The sequence below is a fragment of the Kineosporiaceae bacterium SCSIO 59966 genome (genome assembly GCA_020881835.1).
Taxonomy (GTDB): Bacteria; Actinomycetota; Actinomycetes; order Actinomycetales; family SCSIO-59966; genus SCSIO-59966.
This window is the reverse complement of sequence record CP052876.1, coordinates 715,422-732,662: the sequence shown is the minus strand read 5'-3', so window position 1 is coordinate 732,662 and position 17,241 is coordinate 715,422. Positions and strand designations below refer to the sequence as shown.

The window sequence follows — 17,241 nt, the reverse complement described above, 5'->3', positions numbered from 1 at the left end:
CTGCCCAGCGTGCAGACACCGCGTGCCCGGGCGGCGGGCCGGCCGGCTCCCCCGCGGCGCCGTGACCGGCACGGCCGCGGTCCTCGCGGCCCGCTGATCCCGCCGGGGCTGCCGGGGGCGCTCAGCCGGGCCGAGCGGTTCGACGACCTCGTCCTGGACGCCGTCGAGCGGCTCGAGCGGGGCTGGCGGACCGAGCTGGAGGGCATCGAGTTCGCGGTCGAGGACGTCCCGCCGGCGGACCCGTCGCCGTGGGAGCCGGGGGCGGTGCCGCTGGGCCGGTTCTTCCCGGCCGAGCGGGGGCTGCCGCCGCGGGTCGTGGTGTACCGGCGCCCGGTCGAGACCCGCGCCGAGCCCGACGAGCTCGGCGCGCTCGTGCACGAGGTCGTCGTCGAGCAGGTCGCGCACGCCCTCGGCCTGGAGCCGGAACGGGTCGACCCCCGGTACCGTGCCGACGACGAGTGACCGGACGACGGACGACGGAGAAGATCACCGTGCAGACGAGGACGAGGGCAGCGGCGTGAGGGTCGGTGTCGTCGGCTGCGGCTACCTCGGCGCGGTGCACGCCGCGTCGATGGCCGAGCTCGGCCACGAGGTCGTCGGCCACGACGTCGACGCCGACAAGGTGGCCCGGCTGTCCGCCGCGCAGGCGCCGTTCTTCGAGCCCGGGCTCGGCGAGCTGCTCGAGCGCACCCTGACCACCGGCCGGCTGTCGTTCAGCACCGACCCGGCGGACCTCGACGGCGCCGAGGTCGTCTTCGTCTGCGTCGGCACCCCGCAGCGGGCCGGTGAGCTGGCCGCCGACACCTCCTTCGTCGACGCGGCCGTCGCCGCCCTCGTCGAGCACCTGCGCTCCCCGGCCCTGGTCGTCGGCAAGTCGACGGTGCCGGTGGGCACCGCCGCCCGGCTGGCCGCGGTGCTCGAGCGGGACGCCCCGCACCTCGAGCTGGCCTGGAACCCCGAGTTCCTCCGCGAGGGGCACGCCGTCGAGGACACCGTGCACCCCGACCGGCTCGTGCTCGGCGTCCGCTCGGCCGAGGCGGAGAAGCGGCTGCGGGAGGTGTACGCCACGCCGATCGCGCAGGGGTCCCCGGTGGTCGTCACCGACTTCGCCACCGCCGAGCTGGTCAAGGTCGCCGCGAACGCCTTCCTCGCCACGAAGATCTCCTTCATCAACGCGATGGCGGAGGTGTGCGAGGCGGCCGGCGCGGACGTCGTCCAGCTGGCCGACGCGATCGGCTACGACGACCGGATCGGCCGACGCTTTCTCAACGCCGGGCTGGGCTTCGGCGGCGGCTGCCTGCCCAAGGACATCCGGGCGTTCATGGCCCGGGCCGGCGAGCTGGGCGCCGACCAGGCGCTGACCTTCCTGCGGGAGGTCGACGCGATCAACATGCGGCGCCGCTCCCGGATGGTGGACCTGGCCCGCGAGGCGTGCGGCGGGTCGCTCATCGGGCACAAGGTCGCCGTGCTCGGCGCCGCGTTCAAGCCGCACAGCGACGACATCCGGGACTCCCCGGCACTCAACGTCGCCGCGCAGGTCCAGCTGCAGGGCGGGGACGTCGTCGTCACCGACCCCGCGGCGCTGGAGAACGCCCGGCGGCTGTACCCGGGACTGGCCTACGCGGACACCGCGGAGGAGGCGGCCACCGGCGCGGACGTCGTCCTGCTGCTCACCGAGTGGCCGCAGTACCGGGCGCTGGACCCGGCGGCGCTCGGTGCGGTGGTGCGCCGGCGTCACCTCGTCGACGGCCGCAACGCCCTCGACCCGGCCGCGTGGCGGGACGCGGGCTGGACCTACCGCGCGCTCGGGCGTCCGGTGGTCTGAGGACCACCGTCCGTCAGATAATCAGATACTCTGGTCGGGTGCGGACGATCACAGCCACCGAAGCCTCCAGAGGCTTCTCGGAGTTGCTTGACGCGGTGGAGCGCGGCGAGACGGTCTCCATCACCCGCGCCGGACACGTCGTCGCCGAGATTCGACCAGCGGCACCGACGACTGGGAAGGCTCTGCGGGAGGCCCTCAAGGATCTACCACCCCTGGACGACGACATCGAGGCGGACATCGAGAGCGCCACATCGCTCCTACGCCTGGATGATCCGTGGCTCGCGCGCTGATCCTCGACACCTCGACCCTCATCGCCTACGAGCGAGGAACGATCGACCGGGCACAGCTGGACGAGGACGACCTCGCGATCGCGGCGATCACCGTCGCGGAGTTCCGCACCGGGATCGAGCTCGCCCGTACCGTCGAGCGCGCCGCCTCCCGGGCTCGGGTCCTCGCCACGATCACTTCTGCCGTGGCGGTGCTCGACTACACCGAACGCACGGCCACCGAGCACGCGCGGCTACTGGCACACACCCGTCGGGCCGGGACTCCACGTGGAGCGCACGACCTCATGATCGCCGCCCATGCGGTCGAGCACCGTCGGACCATCCTGTCGCTCGACTCCCGGGCCCGCTTCGCCGACCTACCCGGCGTGTCGGCCGTGACACCAGCTGGGCACCCTTGAGGCCTCAGGGCCAGCGCCCGGGCAGCGGGACGCGCACCTCGACGTCCCCGGGGGGGTCCGGCAACGGGCGCACCGGGACGACGGACAGCAGCCGGCCGCCGTCGGCCGCGTCGGCGAGCACGAGCAGCGACGCGGTCACGGTCGCCGCTCCCTCGCCTGCGGCCTCGACCCACCAGCCTGCCGCCCGGCCCCAGCCTGCCGCCTGGTCCTCGCCCGGCTCTGCGCCCCGGTCTGCGTCGAGGTCGGCGACCGTCGTCGAGTGGGCCGCGACCGGCACCTCGGTGACCGCGAGCTGGGCCCCGTCGGCGTCCACGGCGCGCACGGTGACGTCGGCGGCGCCGTCGGGGGCGGCGAGCAGCAGCCGCGTCTCGACGTCCCCGTCCGGCCCGTCCGGCCCGCCTGGCAGGGCGACCAGCGCGCCGTCGCCGAGGGGCTGCGTGGCGGCCGCCCAGCCGATGTCGGCGGGCCGGCCGCTGGCGCCGAGCCGGGAGCGGACCCCGGCGAGCACCGGCACGTCCGCGTCGAGAACCACCGTGTAGTCCCCGTCGGGCAGCCCGTCGAGCGGCACCTCGGCGACGGTGCCGGCCGGCACGGTAGCCGCGGCGGCCCCGTCGGCGGAGACCGGACCGTCGGGGCCGAGCAGTGCCCAGCGGACGACGGCGTCCTCCTCGCCGGGGACGGCGACCCGCAGCCGCGGGGCCGGCGAGCCGCCACGGACGACGGCACCCGGGACGACGAGGTGCTCGGCCGGGTCTGCGGTGGCACCGACGGTGGCGACGCCCTGGGGCAGCAGCCCGTCGAGCCGGCTCTGCAGCACCGCGGCCGCGACCCGGCCCCCGGCCGCCTCGACCCGGACGGCGAGCGGTCCGGCGTCCGGGACGAGGGCGTCGAGGAGGATCTCGGTGCTCTCCCCCGGGGCCAGCGCGAGGCCCTGGACCGGTTGCGGCGCAACCGCTCCGGCGCCGGTCAGCACGGTGACGTCGACGACGACCGGGGTAGCACCCGGGTTGGTCAGCACGAGCCGGTTCGCCCAGCCGGCGGCGACGGTGCCGGCCACCGCCCAGCCGTCCTCGACCGGCGCCGGGCAGTCGGCGACGGCCAGCCCGCGCAGGTCCCCCTCGGGGGTGAGGGCGGTGGCGGTTGCGGCCAGGACGGCCGGCTCGCCGGCAGGCTCCCCGGCGGGCGGGGCGGCCCGCAGCACCGCCCCAGCCCGGTCGAGCTGCGAGCCGGGGGCGAGAGCCCGCAACGTCGCCGTCGTGGCGGCCCGGGCGGCCAGCGCCTCGTCGGTACCTGGGGCGTCGGCGGTCTGCAGCAGCCGAGGCGCCGGCGGGCAGACCCGGACGGCGTCCCCGGCGGGGAGCGCGACCCGTTGCGGCGCAACCGGTTCCTGCGGCGCCGGGTCCGGCAGCGCGCCGGCGGTGGCCACGACGCCGCCGGTGAGGGCGAGGACGGCGACACCGGTGAGCACCCGGGTCCAGGCCGGCCGGTTCATCGCGGCGTCCTGCGGGTGCCGTCGCCCAGCGGCAGGGCGAGCAGGGCGGTGAGTCCGAGGACGACGACCTGCAACGGTCCCCAGAGCCCCTGCAGCGGCGGGTCGTGCCGGACGACGACGGTGCCGCCGCGCGGGCCGAGCTCGAAGCCCTGCGCCCAGCCGTCGACGACGACCGGGTCGAGCCGCCGGTGGTCGAGGTAGGCGCTCCAGTGGGGGTCGGCGCGCTCGGCGAGCACGAGGGTGCGTCCGTCCTGCCCGGCGGGCACCTGGGCGCGCACGTCCGTGGGACCGGACGCCAGCACGGCCTGCGGGCTGCCGTCAGCGTCCAGGACCCGGACCCTGGCGGCCCGGTCGACGGCGTCCGGGTCCTCCCCGGACGCCGGGACCACCCGCCACAGCACGCCGTCGTCGACCTCCCCGGAGCGGGACAGCCCGGCCACGGCGTCCAGCGTGTCCGCGGTCAGCGGGTGAGCGCCGTCGCCGTCCTGGGCGGCGTCCAGCAGCAGCACGTACCCGACGCCGAGGTCGGTGAGCGCCGCCCGGGGGTCGGTGCGTGCGGACGCCGGGCCGGCGAGTCCGGCGACGGCGGCCGTCAGCGCCTCGTCGGCGGCGTCCGGGGTCTGCCCGGCGCGCAGGGTCACCGCGGTGGCGAGCCGGTCGAGCCGCTCGGTGGCGGTGCGGGTGACGGCGGCCGCGACCGCCCCGTCGGCCTCGGGCCGCAGCACGAGGGTGCGGGTGCGGTCCGGGGAGGTGGCGGCGTCGACGGCGACCGCGGGCAGCGCGGCCACCTCGCCGCGGTGGACGTCTGAAGCGTGCACGGCCGGGCCGGCGGTGCCGGTGGCCTGCTGCCACGTCCAGGCGCCCAGGACGGCGGCCGGGGCGAGCAGGGCGAGCAGCGCCAGCGGGGCCACGAGCAGCGGGCGCCAGTCGAGCAGGGGACGCCGGCCGCGCAGCGGGCGCCGGCCGCGCACGGCGCCGAACCGGGTGCGCGCGCCGTCCGCGCCGGCCAGCGCGGCGGCGACCAGGCCGAGGACGACGACGGAGACGGCCGGGCCCGGCCACCCGGTCACGGCCGGCTCGCCCGGTGCGCCGGGGACGAGGACGACCCGGACGGCGAGCACGGCGGCGGCGAGCCCGAGCGCGACGACGAGCCACCCGGCGCGCACGGCCCGTCCGCGGGGCCCGCCGCGCAGCAGGGCGAGGACGGCGACGGCCACCAGCGGCGCGCCGGCCCAGACCGCGAGGGTGCTGGCGAGCGGCTCCGCCGGCACCGGCCACGGCACGGGCGTGGCGGGCTGGCCGAGCAGCAGCTGCCAGGCGGGTAGAACATCGGCGGGCGGCGCGTCGGCGGGTAGCAGCCGGCCGGGCTCGGCGACGAGCAGCCGGGGGTCGGCGAGCGCGGCCGGCAGCCACGGCGCGGACAGCGCGAGGGCCGGCAGCGGCGTCCACAGCAGGGCCAGCGACCGGCCCCGGCTGGGGCGCAGCGCCGCGGCCGCGACGACGAGGACGGCCGCAGTGCCCAGCACCAGCAGCACCGGCGCGCCGGCGGCAGCCACGGCAAGGGCGAGCCCGGCCGCGGCGGCGGTGGTCCAGGCGCGCCGGGCGGTGGGCGCGGTGGCGGCGCGGGCGACGCCGAGCGCGACCCAGGGCAGGGCGGCGTGCGCGAGCAGGGAGCCGATCCGCCCGGTGCCGACGGCGACGAGCAGGGCCGGTGCGCCGGCCCACACCAGCGCTGCCCAGGCCCGCAGCCACACCGAGGACGTCGCCGCGCCGGCGGCGGCCCACGCGCCGAGCCCGGCGAGCGGGACGGCGGCCAGGACCAGCACGTGCACGGCGAGGTCGGGTGCGGTGAACGGGACCGCCAGGGCGGCCAGGACGGTGAGCAGCGGGTCCGCCGGGCCGGGGGCGCCGAGACCGGCGTCCAGCCACGTCGAGCGGGCGGACTGCCACAGGGTGCCGAGGTCCTCGGGGGCCGGGGCGAGGGCGCCGCCGGAGACCGGGCCGGGCCCGAGCAGCCGGTGCAGGGCGACGAGCGGGACCGCGGTGAGCAGGACGCCGAGCAGCAGCGCGGTGCGACGGCGGGCCGGGGACGGCGCGGCCACCTCGAGCGGGACGAGCCCGGCGACGCGGCGGTGACGGCGGCGGGCCCAGCGGTCACGGTGCCAGCGGGCCACCTCGGTGGCGGGGGCGCGCAACGGGGCGAGGGTGCGCCGCGGCACCCGCCGCACCCGCGCCAGCCGGCGCCGGGCCCGCCAGACGAGGTCGGGCCGGCCCAGGGCGGCGAGCACCGCGCCGAGCTCGGTGAGACCGCGGCGCGGCTCGGTGGCGGCAGTGCGGGCCAGCAGCCGCAGCAGGCCGCCGGCGAGCAGGGCGAGCGCGGTGAGCGGCAGCAGCAGCGCGGGGGTCTCCACGAGCCGGCGGTGGGCGACGACGCGGCGGGTGGTCCACGCCCGGCCGCGACGCTGCAGCGGCGCGTCAACCCGCGAACCGGTGCGACCGGCGTCCGCGTGGGCGACGACGGCCGAGGGGACGACGACGACCCGGTGCCCGGCCAGGCGGGCCCGCACGCACAGGTCGAGGTCCGCGCCGACGACCGGGGTCGCGGGGTCGGCGTCGCCGAGCTCGTCCCACACGTCGCGGCGCACGAGCATGCCCGCGCTGCCGACCGCCAGCACGTCGTCCCGGGCGTCGGTCTGGCCCTGGTCGACGTCGCCGGGCTCGACGCCGGTGACGACGCGCCCGAGACGGCTCGTGGTGAACCCGGTGCGGACGAGCCGGCCGGCGTCGTGCCAGGAGGTCTCCTTGCACCCGGCCACCGCGACGGAGGGGGCCACCTCGACGGCGGCGAGCAGCCGCTCCAGGGCGTCGGGGGCGGGGGCGGAGTCGTCGTGCAGCACCCACACCCAGTCCCGGGCCGGCGCCGGGGTGGCCGCGTCCGGGGCCTCGTCGGGACGGCGCGGGTCGGGGGCGGGGGTGAGCCGGGCAGCCTCCCGGTCGCTCAGCGCGGCCCGCACGGCGTCGAGCAGGCCGGTGCGGGGGGAGGTGACGACGACGTCGTCGAGGGACGCGGCGAGCAGGTGGCCGCTGCCGTCGACGGAACCGGTGTCGACCGCGAGGACGACGTCCGGGCGGCGGGTCTGAGCGTCGAGCGCGGCCAGGGTCCGCGGCAGCCAGCGGACCCCGTTGTGGACGACGAGGACGGCGGTGACCCGGGCCGGACCGGGCAGCCGCTGGGTCGGCGGCCGGTCGACCGTCGGGGCGACGCCGACGGCGCCGAGGTCCAGTGCCAGGCTCAGACCGCCTGCCTCTTCACCCGGCGGCGCTCCCGCTCGCTCAGGCCGCCCCAGATGCCGAACCGCTCGTCGTGGGTGAGCGCGTACTCGAGGCACTCGACCCGCACCTCGCAGGAGGCGCAGACCTTCTTGGCCTCCCGGGTCGAGCCGCCCTTCTCGGGGAAGAACGCCTCCGGGTCGGTCTGCGCGCACAGGGCGCGCTCCTGCCACTGCAGCTCGGCGTCGTCCTCGAAGCGGGGGTCGAGCACGATGGCCTCCCCCACCGGGACGCCGGCCGCCCAGTCCGTCAGGTTCTCGATAGGAGACATCCGCCCGACCCTTCGTCGCCCGCCCTGGTCCGCCCCGACCCGGGCGCCCCCGGGTGTGACATGGAGGGAATTACACGCGTGTCGTACGGCCCGCGTCAAGCCCTGGTCTGCTATCCGGCCGAACGGACGACCCGGTCGGCGCAGCGGTCGACCCGGTCGGCGCAGCGGCGCGCCGGCCCTGCGAGGATGCGGCCCATGCGCGTGACGGCCCTGACCGGCGGCGTCGGAGGGGCCCGGTTCCTCCGCGGCCTGCTGCACTCGCTGCGCACCTCGGGCGACCCAGCCCGGCGGGACGCCGAGGTGACCGTGGTCGCCAACACCGCCGACGACATCACCCTGCACGGCCTGCGGGTCTGCCCGGACCTCGACACGGTCATGTACACCCTGGGCGGCGGGGTCGACGAGGAGCGGGGCTGGGGCCGCCGCGAGGAGACCTCCACGGTCGCCGAGGAGCTCGCCGCGTACGGCGTCGAGCAGTGGTTCACCCTCGGCGACCGGGACGTCGCCACCCACGTGCTGCGCACCCACCTGCTGGGGCTCGGCTACCCGCTGTCCCAGGTGACCGCCGCGCTGTGCGCGCGCTGGCAGCCGGGGGTGACCCTGCTGCCGATGAGCGACGACTCCGTGGAGACCCACGTCGTCGTGGAGGACGAGCCCGGCGGGCAGCGGGCGATGCACTTCCAGGAGTGGTGGGTCCGCCACCGGGCCGGCCTGCCGGCGCAGCGGATCGTCGCGGTCGGCGCCGAGCAGGCCCGCCCGGCGCCCGGCGTGCTGGACGCACTCCGGGACGCCGACGTCGTCCTGCTCCCGCCGAGCAACCCAGTGGTGTCGATCGGCACGATCCTCGCGGTGCCCGGCGTCCGGGACGCCCTGCGCGGCACCCGGGCCCCGGTGATCGGCGTCTCCCCGGTGATCGGCGGGGCCCCGGTGCGCGGGATGGCCGACAAGTGCCTCGCCGTGCTGGGTCTACCGCCCACCGCCGAGGCGGTCGCGGGCCTGTACGCCGACCTGCTCGACGGGTGGCTCGTCGACACCGCGGACGCCGACCTGCGCCGGGTCCCCGGCGGGTCGGCGGCGCCGGTCGTGGCCCGTCCGCTGCTGATGACCGACGTCGAGGCCAGCGCCGCCATCGCGGCGGCCGCGCTCGACCTCGCCGACCAGGTGCGCCCGCGGTGACGGCCCTGGAGGTGCTCGTCGTCCCGGGGCTGCCCGAGGTGAGCGCCGGGGACGACGTCGGCCGGCTGATCGCGCGGGCGTGCGCGGCCGCGGGCATCGTGCTGCGCGACGACGACGTCGTCACCGTCGCCTCGAAGGTCGTCGCCAAGGCCGAGGGCCGCACCGTGCCGGCCGCGCAGCGGGACGCCGCGGTGGCGGCCGAGACGGTCCGGGTGGTCGCCGAGCGGGCGCTGCCGGACGGCCGGGTGACCCGGGTCGTGCAGGCCCGCAGCGGCCCGGTGCTGGCCGCCGCCGGTGTCGACGCCTCCGACGTCCCGGCCGGGACCGTGCTGCTGCTGCCCGCGGACCCGGACGCCTCGGCCCGGCGGCTGCGCGCCTCGCTGGCCGAGCACGCCGGGGTCCGGCCGGCGGTCGTCGTCACCGACACCTCGGGCCGGCCGTGGCGGGTGGGGGTCAGCGACTTCGCGCTCGGGGCGGCCGGGTTCGTCGTGCTCGACGACGTCCGGGGCACGGTGGACCGGTTCGGCCGGCCGCTGGAGGTGACGGTCCGGGCGGTGGCAGACGAGGTGGCCGCGGCCGCCGACCTTGCCAAGGGCAAGGCCGCCGGGACGCCGGTCGCGGTCGTGCGGGGACTGGGCCGGTACGTCACCACCACGGACGGCGAGGGCGCGGCCGGGTGCACCCGCACCGGTCCGTCGGACTGGTTCGGCTACGGGCAGGTGGAGGCGGTGCGGGCCGCGCTGGGGGTGCCGCCCGGGCAGCTGCCGCCGCCGCCGATCGACCCCGGTGCGGACTCTGCGCAGGACGTCGCCGCCCGCGTCGAGGCGCTGCTGGCCGCCGCCCGGGCCCGCGGCGCGACCCTGCGTCGGGTCGCCGAGTGGGCCGAGACCGGCCGGTGGGTAGGGCAGACTGGCGCACCGTCGTCGTCCCCAGGAGGTCCCATGCCCACCAGTGGCACCGACCGCGAGGCCGCGGTCCTCGTCGCCGAGCGGCCGTGGGGCGGCTTCCTCCAGCTGTGCGCCAACGAGCCCTGCACGGTCAAGATCATCACGGTGCAGCCGGGGCACCGGCTCAGCCTGCAGCGCCACCAGAACCGCGACGAGATGTGGCAGCCGCTCGACGTGCCGATGACGGTCCAGGTCGACGACCGGACGTGGACGCTCGGCGTCGGCGAGCGAGTGGTCGTGCCCGCCGGGTCGCTGCACCGGCTGGGTAACGACACCGACCGCCCCGGCCGCGTCCTCGAGCTGGCCTTCGGCGACTTCGACGAGGCCGACATCGAGCGGCTCGAGGACGACTACGCCCGGTGCCCGGGGACGGATCGGCGCGGGTAGGTCCGCTCGGGGGCTCGACCACTCCTGCCCCGGGCGCGCTCACGGTGGGTCGTCGGTCTGGTCGTTGCCGTGCGCGTCGTTGCCGTGCGCGCCGTTGCCGTGCCAGGCGGGGAGCAGGGGCTGGGCGCGGCGGACGTAGGAGCGGCCGGTCGGGCTGATCCAGATGAACCGGCCGGGGACGGGCTGGCGCAGGATCCACCCGCCGTGGGTCTTGGCGTTGTGGACCCGCTGGCACGGGCTGCCCAGATTGCCGGCGCTGGTCAGCGCCCCGGTGCGGGGGTCGTAGCCGCGGGTGTGGTCCAGCTGGGTGCCGTCGGTGCCGTGGTGGCACGCCGGGCCGATACATGTGGCGTCCCGCATCTGGACGAACCGGCGCAACCGGTCGGTGGGCCGGTACCCGCCCGCCGCCGGCGGCGGGGACGGTGGCGGCCCGGACACCACCCGCCGCACCCGGTCCTCCTGCGTGGGGGGCACGGTGTCGTCGGCGACGGCCCGCAGCACCCCGGTCACCGGGTCGACGTCCACCCGCCGCCACGGAGCCCGGGCCGCGACCCACCGCACGTGGGCGGCGTCCACCGGACCGGTCCCGGGGATGTGCCCCGGCACCGCGCCAGCGGTGTCGGCGTCCGCCCCGGCGAGGGTGGCGGCGTCCACGACGACCTGCACCTCGGCGAGGTCGGCGAGCCGCTCGGGGGTCGGCACCAGCGCCGGGTCCACCGGGTCAGCCCGCCCGGTCAGCAGGGCGGCCGCCAGGTCGGCCCGCAGCTGACCCAGCGTGCGGGTCTCGGCGGTCCCGTCGGCGCGCACCCCGCGGGCCGCGGCGCGGCGGGCGGCGCCGTTGACCGCCAACCACGACGCGGTGGCCTCCAGGTGCGGCAGGTCCAGCACCAGCCGGGAGCAGCCCGCCAGCGGGGAGGGCCGCAGCGACACGTCCCGGGCCGCCCGGCCCCGCTCGGCGGCCCGGGCCGCGGCGTCCGGGTCCACCTGCTGGGCCACCACCGCCAGGTCCCCCCGCAGCTGACGCGGCGTGCGCCGGCCGCAGCGGCGCACCGCCTCGACCTCCAGGCGCCGCCGCACGTGCGGCGGCTGGCCGGTGCACGACCCGACCAGCACCTCCAGCTGCGCCGGGGTCATCTCACCGTCGGCCAGGGCGTCCGCGGCCGCCGGCAGCTCCCGGTCCACCACCCGGGCCCGGTTCACCAGCGCCGACGCCGTCCCCGGAGCCACTCGCAGCGCCGGCGCGAGCTCGTCGGCCGCCCGGCGTCCCGGCGGCACCGCCGCCGTCCCCCGCCGGGCCACGGGCGAGGTCGGCAGCGCCCGGTCGAGCTCGGCGACCGCCACGAGCTGCCCGGCCGTCGCGTAGGAGATCAGCCGCTGCCAGCCGATGCAGACCTCCACCCACTCCCGGGCCGACAGGTCGTCCCGCCCCGTGAGGTCCGCCAGGGCCGCCGCCAGGTCCGGGCCCGGCGCCGCCGACAGCGCCCGCTCCACCTCCCGGCGCAGCCGCGACGCAGCACCCTCGCCGGTCGCCACCGCCGTCCCCGTGGTCATGCCGAGCACGCTAGAGGCCACCACCGACAACGAGGTCAGCGAGCACCGAAGTCAGCGAGCACCGCGGCGCACGGCTGGCCGGCTCGGCAGACGACCCGGCAGGTTCGTCGGCAGGTGGGTCGGCAGCGTCATCCGCGGCCCGTGGCGGGGACGGCGCTCCCCGGCCAGCTCGAGCAGCCGCTGCACCCGGTACCGGTGCCCGGCGTAGCACGCGATGACCTCGGCGCACCCGGCGTCGTCGAGCACCTCGCCGGTCAAGGCCCAGGAGACGTCCCGGCTGACGTGGTAGTCGGCGAAGGAGAACGCGTCCGGGTCGCCGTGCGCCCGGTGGCGCACCTCGGCCGCCGTCCACACTCCTACTCCGGGAAGGGATCTCAGCGCCCGTTCGGCGTCCGCATGGTCCAGCGCCAGGGTCCGCTCGAGGGCGCCGGCGCGTCCGGCGGCCGTGCGCACGACCCGCCGGCGCCGCTCCTCGACTCCGGCCTGCAGCCAGTCCCACGACGGGACGGCCAGCCAGTCCGCCGGCGCGGGCGGCACCCGCATCCCCTCGGCCGCCTCGCCCGGTCCGGTGGGGCCGGGGGGCGGCTCGCCGTACCGGTGCAGCAGTCGTCGCCAGGAGCGGCGCGCCTCCTGCCCGGTGACGACCTGCTCGAGCGCGGCGGCGACGAGGGTCTCGGTGACGGCCCGGCTGCGCGGCACCCGCCACCCCGGTCGCCGTCGCCACGCCTCGACGAGCCGGCGGTGCTCGGGCCGGGGCCGGAACTCCGCGGCCGTGGTGTCCGCCTCGCCGAGCAGCTCCGGGACGCCGTCCAGGGTCCAGTGCGCGCCGGGTCCCCACGCGGTCGCCTCGACGTCCCCGGACGTCGGCCGCGGCCGCAGGTGCAGCAGCGCCGGGCCGTCAGGGGTGCGGGTGGCCCGCCACGTCGTCCCGTCGTCGGCCAGGCGCATCGCCGGGTCGGCGGGCCCGCGGCGCAGCGCGGACAGCACCGCCCGGACGTCGACCGGGCGGCCCGGCGTCCAGGTGCGGGTGGCGGGCGGCACCGCGCCAGTGTGCCCGCCGGTCCGCACCGAGGCGGACCTACACTCGCCGGCCATGACCGCGACCGGCGCCCGCGACGTCCCGGCCCTGCTGCGGGCTCTGCAGGCGCAGGACCCGGGCCGGCCCCGGGTCACCTGGTACGGCCCGGACGGCGAGCGCGTCGAGCTGTCCGCCCGGGTGCTGGACAACTGGGTCGCCAAGACCGGCAACCTCCTCGTCGAGGAGCTCGACGCCACCGCGGGCACCACGGTGCGCCTCGACCTGCCGATGCACTGGCGCGCGGCGGTGTGGGCGCTCGCGGTGCCCGCTGTGGGCGCCCACCTCGTCGGCCCAGGGGACCCGGACGCCGACGCGCCGGACGTCCTGGTGACGACCGTGCCCAACGCCGCGCACACCGCAGAGCCCGGGCGGGTCGTGGCCGTCGAGCTCGCCGCCCTGGCCCGCTCGGTGGCGGACCTGCCGCCGGGGGCGCTGGACTACAACGCCGAGGTGAGCGGCTTCGGGGACGTGCTGGTCCCAGCCGACGACCCGGCGCCGCTGCCACCGCTGCCGCCGCTGGCGGACGGCGTCCGGCTGCTCGTCACCGACGCCACCTGGGACGTGACGGGGGCGCTCCTGGCGCCGCTGGCGGCGGGCGGGTCGGTGGTGCTGTGGGGTCGGCCGCAGGCCCCACCGGCCCGCGTCCTCGAGTCCGAAGGGATCACCGCCGGCCTGGACCACACCTGACCTCCCAGCGCCGCCAGGATGTGTGGCGGCGCCACATCGTGGCCTGCCGACGGGTCGGTAGAGTCCCGAGCGACCGGTCGCCCACCGGCACCGGGGACCACGACGACAGGACGAGGTGGACATGGACAAGGTCGTCCGCACCGCACAGGAGGCCGTGGCGGACATCCCGTCCGGCGCGACCCTGGCCGTCGGCGGGTTCGGGCTCTGCGGCATCCCGTCGGTGCTCATCCAGGCCCTGCTGGACGCCGGGGTCACCGACCTGGAGGTGGCGAGCAACAACGCCGGGGTCGACGACTGGGGGCTCGGCCTGCTGCTGCGAGCCAAGCGCGTCCGGCGGATGATCTCCAGCTACGTCGGGGAGAACAAGGAGTTCGCCCGGCAGTACCTCTCCGGCGAGCTCGAGGTGGAGCTCACCCCGCAGGGCACGCTGGCCGAGCGGCTGCGGGCCGGCGGCAGCGGCATCCCCGCCTTCTACACCGCCACCGGCGTCGGCACCCAGGTCGCCGACGGCGGACTGCCGTGGCGCTACGACGCCGACGGCGGCGTCGCCGTCGCCTCCCCCGCCAAGCCGACCGCCACGTTCGAGGTGGACGGCGAGCAGCGCGAGTTCGTGCTCGAGCGCGCCATCGTCGCCGACTTCGCGCTCGTGCGGGCCTGGCGCGGCGACCGGCACGGCAACCTCGTGTTCAACAAGTCCGCCCGCAACTTCAACCCGCTGTGCGCGATGGCCGGCCGGGTCACCGTCGCCGAGGTCGAGGAGCTCGTCGAGCCCGGCGAGCTCGACCCGGACGCCGTCCACCTGCCGGGGGTGTACGTCCAGCGGGTCGTGCCGCTGACCCCCGAGCAGGCGGCCGACAAGCGGATCGAGAAGCGCACCGTGCGCGAGGCGAAGGAGTCCTGAGATGGCACTGACCCGCGAGCAGATGGCGGCCCGCGCCGCCCGCGAGCTGACCGACGGCTCCTACGTCAACCTCGGGATCGGCCTGCCCACCCTGGTGCCGAACTACGTCCCGGACGACGTCGAGATCGTCCTGCAGTCCGAGAACGGCATCCTCGGCGTCGGGGCCTACCCCCGCGAGGACGAGGTCGACCCCGACCTCATCAATGCCGGCAAGGAGACCGTGACCCTGCGCAAGGGCGCCTCGTTCTTCGACTCGGCCGTGAGCTTCGGGATGATCCGCGGCGGCAAGATCGACGCGGCGATCCTCGGGGCGATGCAGGTCTCCGCCCGCGGCGACATCGCGAACTGGATGATCCCCGGGAAGATGATCAAGGGGATGGGCGGGGCGATGGACCTGGTCCACGGCGCGAAGAAGGTCATCGTGCTGATGGAGCACGTCGCCCGGGACGGCTCGCACAAGATCGTCGAGGAGTGCTCGCTGCCCTACACCGGCCGGGGCGTCGTCCAGCGGATCATCACCGACCTGTCGGTGATCGACGTGACCGACCACGGGCTCGTCCTGCGCGAGCTCGCCCCGGACCTTTCCCTGGACGACGTGCGGTCGGCGACCGGTCCGGACCTGGTGCTCGAGGGCGAGCCGGGGGCGATGACGGCCTGACGGCCACCGCCGCGCGGCCACCGCACTACCACCACGCAGTCGCCACGCGAACCTCAGCCGGCGAAGGTCACCGACCCGCGGGAGATGGTGCCCTCGTGGTCGATGAACCGGTAGAAGGTCGTGTCCCGCACGAGGCCGCCGGTCATGACGCCCGTGGTGCCCCACGCGCCGACCACGGGGACGTCCGTGGTCCGACCGCCGGAGAACGACCACACCGTCCGGGGCCGCTGGATCGACGTCCCGAGGAACCACGTCTTGCCCCGGACGAGGCCCGGGCGGTCGATCCCGTCGCCCAGCCACTGACCGACGACCGGGGTGTCCGTGGACCGGCCCCAGCTGAACGACCCCTGTGCCACCCCGCTGCTCGGCGTGTTGCGAAGGTGCCAGACCTTGCCCCGGACGACGGCGATGCCGTCCCGGGTGCTGCCGGCCCACCGGCCGACCACCGGGACGTCCCCGGCCCGGCCGAAACTGAAACTGGCCTCGGCGTACCCGCTGGTCACCGAGTGCCGGACGTGCCACTGACCGGACCGGAAGATGCCGATGTCGTCGCGGCCGTCGTTGTTGAAGTCACCGACGACCGGGACGTCGCCGTCCTGCAGACCGAACGTCGCTCGCAGGGTCCTGCCGGCGACCGTCTGGAAGACCCACTCCCCGTCGTGGAACCAGCCCACGTCGGTGCGGCCGTCGCCGTCCACGTCACCGGTCACCGGGACGGCGCCGGCGGGCACCGAGGCCGGCGGCGGAGCCGGGGCCGCTGCGGGAGGCGGGGCAGGCGCCGGAGCCGCTCCGGGGGACGGCGGCGGCACCTCCCTGACCGGTCCGGAGGCGTACTCCGCGGCGATGGACCGGATCGTGCTCATCTTGGCGTAGAGGTTGTCACCGGGGCAGGCCGTGTAACCGACGTCCCGGTGGGCGCTGACGACGGGGAGGTTGACCTTGGTGCCGGCCGGGTAGCGAGCGGTGCCGCCGCCGGCGGAGGTCAGCCAGGTCATGCCCTTGGGGTTGCCGTTGTACTGCCCGATCCGCCAGCCGGCGATGTGGGCGATCGAGCGCACCATCGCCGCCGGCGGGGCGGCGCTGGAGTAGTCGCCGATGGCCGACACCCCGACGGTGTGGGCGTTGAAGCCCCCGGCGTGGGCGCCCTGGACGACGTAGTCGATGCTGCCGGCGCGGCCCTCGTAGATCGTCCCGTACTTGTCGACGAGGAAGTTGTAGCCGATGTCGGCCCACTTGCGGGACTGCGTGTGGTAGGCGTAGATGCTCCGCAGCTGCTGCGCGACGTTGCTCGAGGTGTAGCCGTTCGTCGTGGCCGTGTGGTGCACGATCACCGCCTTGACGAGGTGCCCGTAGCTGGGTCGGCCGGTACGCAGGCTCTCGTCGGCGCCCCACTGGGCGCGGCGGACGATCCGCGGGGCCGAGCCGCTGGTGCCCGCCTGCTCCACCGTCGCCTCTGGGCCCGTCCACAGCGCGGTAGTGATCTCTGCGTCACCCGTACCGGCAGCCTGTGCAGCACCCACCGCGATGTCGGCGCTGGACTCCCCACCGTTGACCAGGGACAGCTTGAGGTTCTCCGGGGCCGTGCCGTCGTCGCTCACCACCCGGACCTGGACGCCGTCGGCGCCGTCGGTCATCAGCGGCTCGGTGCCCGCGACGTGGGCGGCGCGGTCGGCCTCGGCCGTGTCGACGTCGGCGACGGTCACCTCGACGTCGAGGTCCACCCACTCGCTCCACTCGCCGGACTCCCGCAGCCGCAGGGCGACCTTCATCCCCTCCGGCGTGCTCGCGGCGTCCCAGGTGACCCCGGCCAGGGTGAACTCCTCGACGATCAGCTGGTCGCTGAGCACAGCAGGCTCCACCTCGGTGACGGCGGGTACCTCGGGGTCGAGCACCGGGGCGGCTGCCTCCTCGGCGGCCAGCTCGTCGAGCGCGTCGCCGTCGACACCGTCGACGGCCACGTCCTCGACCTCGGGGGTGACGGGTTCCGGACCGGTCGCCTCGGCCGCCGCCGGGACGGCGGAGACGGAGCCAGCCGAGGCGGCGACGACGCCGTCGCGGATGGCGGGGCTGGAGGGGCTGGAGGGGCTACCGGTCAGCGCGGTCGTGGTGACCAGGGCTGCGACCGCCAGGGCGGCCACCGGGAGGGTCAGGTGGCGCAACGTCATGAGAGAGATTCCTTGCTTGACGACCGGGTCACCGTCCTCATCGGCACGGACTGGGCCCGGGTGTAGAGGAATCTACATACAGAACTCA

General features: G+C 76.8%; 15 protein-coding genes and 1 pseudogene. 10 read left to right on the top strand and 6 right to left on the bottom strand.

The annotated features are described in order from the left end of the window. The 4 genes from HJG43_03590 to HJG43_03575 are packed head-to-tail and all read left to right on the top strand — an operon-like array spanning position 1 to position 2,510. Entirely contained in the window at positions 1 to 462 is a 462-nt protein-coding gene (locus HJG43_03590; GenBank protein UER55669.1) for a metallopeptidase family protein, read from the top strand. A 55-nt stretch (positions 463 to 517) separates the two neighbouring features. Then, positions 518 to 1,825 (top strand): UDP-glucose/GDP-mannose dehydrogenase family protein, encoded by a 1,308-nt coding sequence (locus HJG43_03585; protein ID UER53793.1) that lies wholly within the window; start codon positions 518 to 520, stop codon positions 1,823 to 1,825. Positions 1,826 to 1,863: 38 nt separating this feature from the next. Further along, positions 1,864 to 2,115 (top strand): type II toxin-antitoxin system prevent-host-death family antitoxin, encoded by a 252-nt coding sequence (locus tag HJG43_03580; GenBank protein UER53792.1) that lies wholly within the window; start codon positions 1,864 to 1,866, stop codon positions 2,113 to 2,115. Then, a complete protein-coding gene (locus tag HJG43_03575) occupies positions 2,100 to 2,510 on the top strand; it encodes a PIN domain-containing protein (GenBank protein UER53791.1) in 411 nt (136 codons plus the stop codon). Before HJG43_03580 ends, HJG43_03575 begins: the two co-directional genes overlap by 16 nt. A 4-nt stretch (positions 2,511 to 2,514) precedes the next feature. On the opposite strand, the gene HJG43_03570 is transcribed toward HJG43_03575, so the two are convergent. Genes HJG43_03570 through HJG43_03560 form a run of 3 tightly spaced genes read right to left on the bottom strand, consistent with a single transcriptional unit; the run spans position 2,515 to position 7,558 of the window. Then, positions 2,515 to 4,002, bottom strand: a complete 1,488-nt coding sequence (locus HJG43_03570) for a hypothetical protein (protein ID UER53790.1) — start codon at positions 4,000 to 4,002, stop codon at positions 2,515 to 2,517. Next, the gene (locus tag HJG43_03565; protein UER53789.1) at positions 3,999 to 7,391 is read right to left on the bottom strand and encodes a glycosyltransferase family 2 protein; all 3,393 of its coding nucleotides are present in this window, start codon (positions 7,389 to 7,391) and stop codon (positions 3,999 to 4,001) included. Before HJG43_03565 ends, HJG43_03570 begins: the two co-directional genes overlap by 4 nt. Then, entirely contained in the window at positions 7,295 to 7,558 is a 264-nt protein-coding gene (locus HJG43_03560; GenBank protein UER55668.1) for a WhiB family transcriptional regulator, read from the bottom strand. Before HJG43_03560 ends, HJG43_03565 begins: the two co-directional genes overlap by 97 nt. A 240-nt stretch (positions 7,559 to 7,798) precedes the next feature. Between HJG43_03560 and HJG43_03555 the strand changes: the two genes are divergently transcribed. The 3 genes and pseudogenes from HJG43_03555 (at position 7,799) to HJG43_03545 (ending at position 10,113) form a co-directional block, all read left to right on the top strand. Next, positions 7,799 to 8,779: a 2-phospho-L-lactate transferase gene (locus HJG43_03555; protein ID UER53788.1), complete on the top strand. Its 981-nt coding sequence runs from the start codon at positions 7,799 to 7,801 to the stop codon at positions 8,777 to 8,779. Continuing rightward, a pseudogene (gene cofE, locus HJG43_03550) lies at positions 8,776 to 9,450 on the top strand (coenzyme F420-0:L-glutamate ligase). The gene HJG43_03555 and the pseudogene cofE overlap by 4 nt, the downstream one beginning before the upstream one ends. A gap of 270 nt (positions 9,451 to 9,720) precedes the next feature. Continuing rightward, positions 9,721 to 10,113 (top strand): phosphomannose isomerase type II C-terminal cupin domain, encoded by a 393-nt coding sequence (locus tag HJG43_03545; protein UER55667.1) that lies wholly within the window; start codon positions 9,721 to 9,723, stop codon positions 10,111 to 10,113. 39 nt (positions 10,114 to 10,152) lie between these two features. On the opposite strand, the gene HJG43_03540 is transcribed toward HJG43_03545, so the two are convergent. Next, positions 10,153 to 11,664 carry a DUF222 domain-containing protein gene (locus tag HJG43_03540; GenBank protein UER53787.1) on the bottom strand — a complete coding sequence of 504 codons (1,512 nt, stop codon included), beginning with the start codon at positions 11,662 to 11,664 and terminating at the stop codon, positions 10,153 to 10,155. 51 nt (positions 11,665 to 11,715) lie between these two features. Continuing rightward, complete coding sequence (locus tag HJG43_03535) at positions 11,716 to 12,705, bottom strand: DNA-3-methyladenine glycosylase 2 family protein (GenBank protein UER53786.1); 990 nt, start codon at positions 12,703 to 12,705, stop codon at positions 11,716 to 11,718. Positions 12,706 to 12,757: 52 nt separating this feature from the next. Between HJG43_03535 and HJG43_03530 the strand changes: the two genes are divergently transcribed. The 3 genes from HJG43_03530 (at position 12,758) to HJG43_03520 (ending at position 14,988) form a co-directional block, all read left to right on the top strand. Beyond that, complete coding sequence (locus tag HJG43_03530; protein UER53785.1) at positions 12,758 to 13,429, top strand: TIGR03089 family protein; 672 nt, start codon at positions 12,758 to 12,760, stop codon at positions 13,427 to 13,429. 121 nt (positions 13,430 to 13,550) lie between these two features. Then, complete coding sequence (locus tag HJG43_03525) at positions 13,551 to 14,330, top strand: CoA transferase subunit A (protein UER53784.1); 780 nt, start codon at positions 13,551 to 13,553, stop codon at positions 14,328 to 14,330. Between the two features lies 1 nt (position 14,331). Further along, a complete protein-coding gene (locus tag HJG43_03520) occupies positions 14,332 to 14,988 on the top strand; it encodes a CoA transferase subunit B (GenBank protein UER53783.1) in 657 nt (218 codons plus the stop codon). Between the two features lie 53 nt (positions 14,989 to 15,041). Here HJG43_03520 and HJG43_03515 read toward each other — a convergent pair whose 3' ends face one another. Next, a complete protein-coding gene (locus HJG43_03515; protein UER53782.1) occupies positions 15,042 to 17,153 on the bottom strand; it encodes a hypothetical protein in 2,112 nt (703 codons plus the stop codon). Between the last annotated feature and the right edge of the window lie 88 nt (positions 17,154 to 17,241).

Coding starts and splice junctions, on each gene's coding strand:
- HJG43_03570 (UER53790.1), bottom strand. CDS start 4,002: ATGAACCGGCCGGCCTGGACCCGGGTGCTCACCGGTGTCGCCGTCCTC.
- HJG43_03520 (UER53783.1), top strand. CDS start 14,332: ATGGCACTGACCCGCGAGCAGATGGCGGCCCGCGCCGCCCGCGAGCTG.
- HJG43_03515 (UER53782.1), bottom strand. CDS start 17,153: ATGACGTTGCGCCACCTGACCCTCCCGGTGGCCGCCCTGGCGGTCGCA.
- HJG43_03555 (UER53788.1), top strand. CDS start 7,799: ATGCGCGTGACGGCCCTGACCGGCGGCGTCGGAGGGGCCCGGTTCCTC.
- HJG43_03540 (UER53787.1), bottom strand. CDS start 11,664: ATGACCACGGGGACGGCGGTGGCGACCGGCGAGGGTGCTGCGTCGCGG.
- HJG43_03525 (UER53784.1), top strand. CDS start 13,551: ATGGACAAGGTCGTCCGCACCGCACAGGAGGCCGTGGCGGACATCCCG.
- HJG43_03545 (UER55667.1), top strand. CDS start 9,721: ATGCCCACCAGTGGCACCGACCGCGAGGCCGCGGTCCTCGTCGCCGAG.
- HJG43_03530 (UER53785.1), top strand. CDS start 12,758: ATGACCGCGACCGGCGCCCGCGACGTCCCGGCCCTGCTGCGGGCTCTG.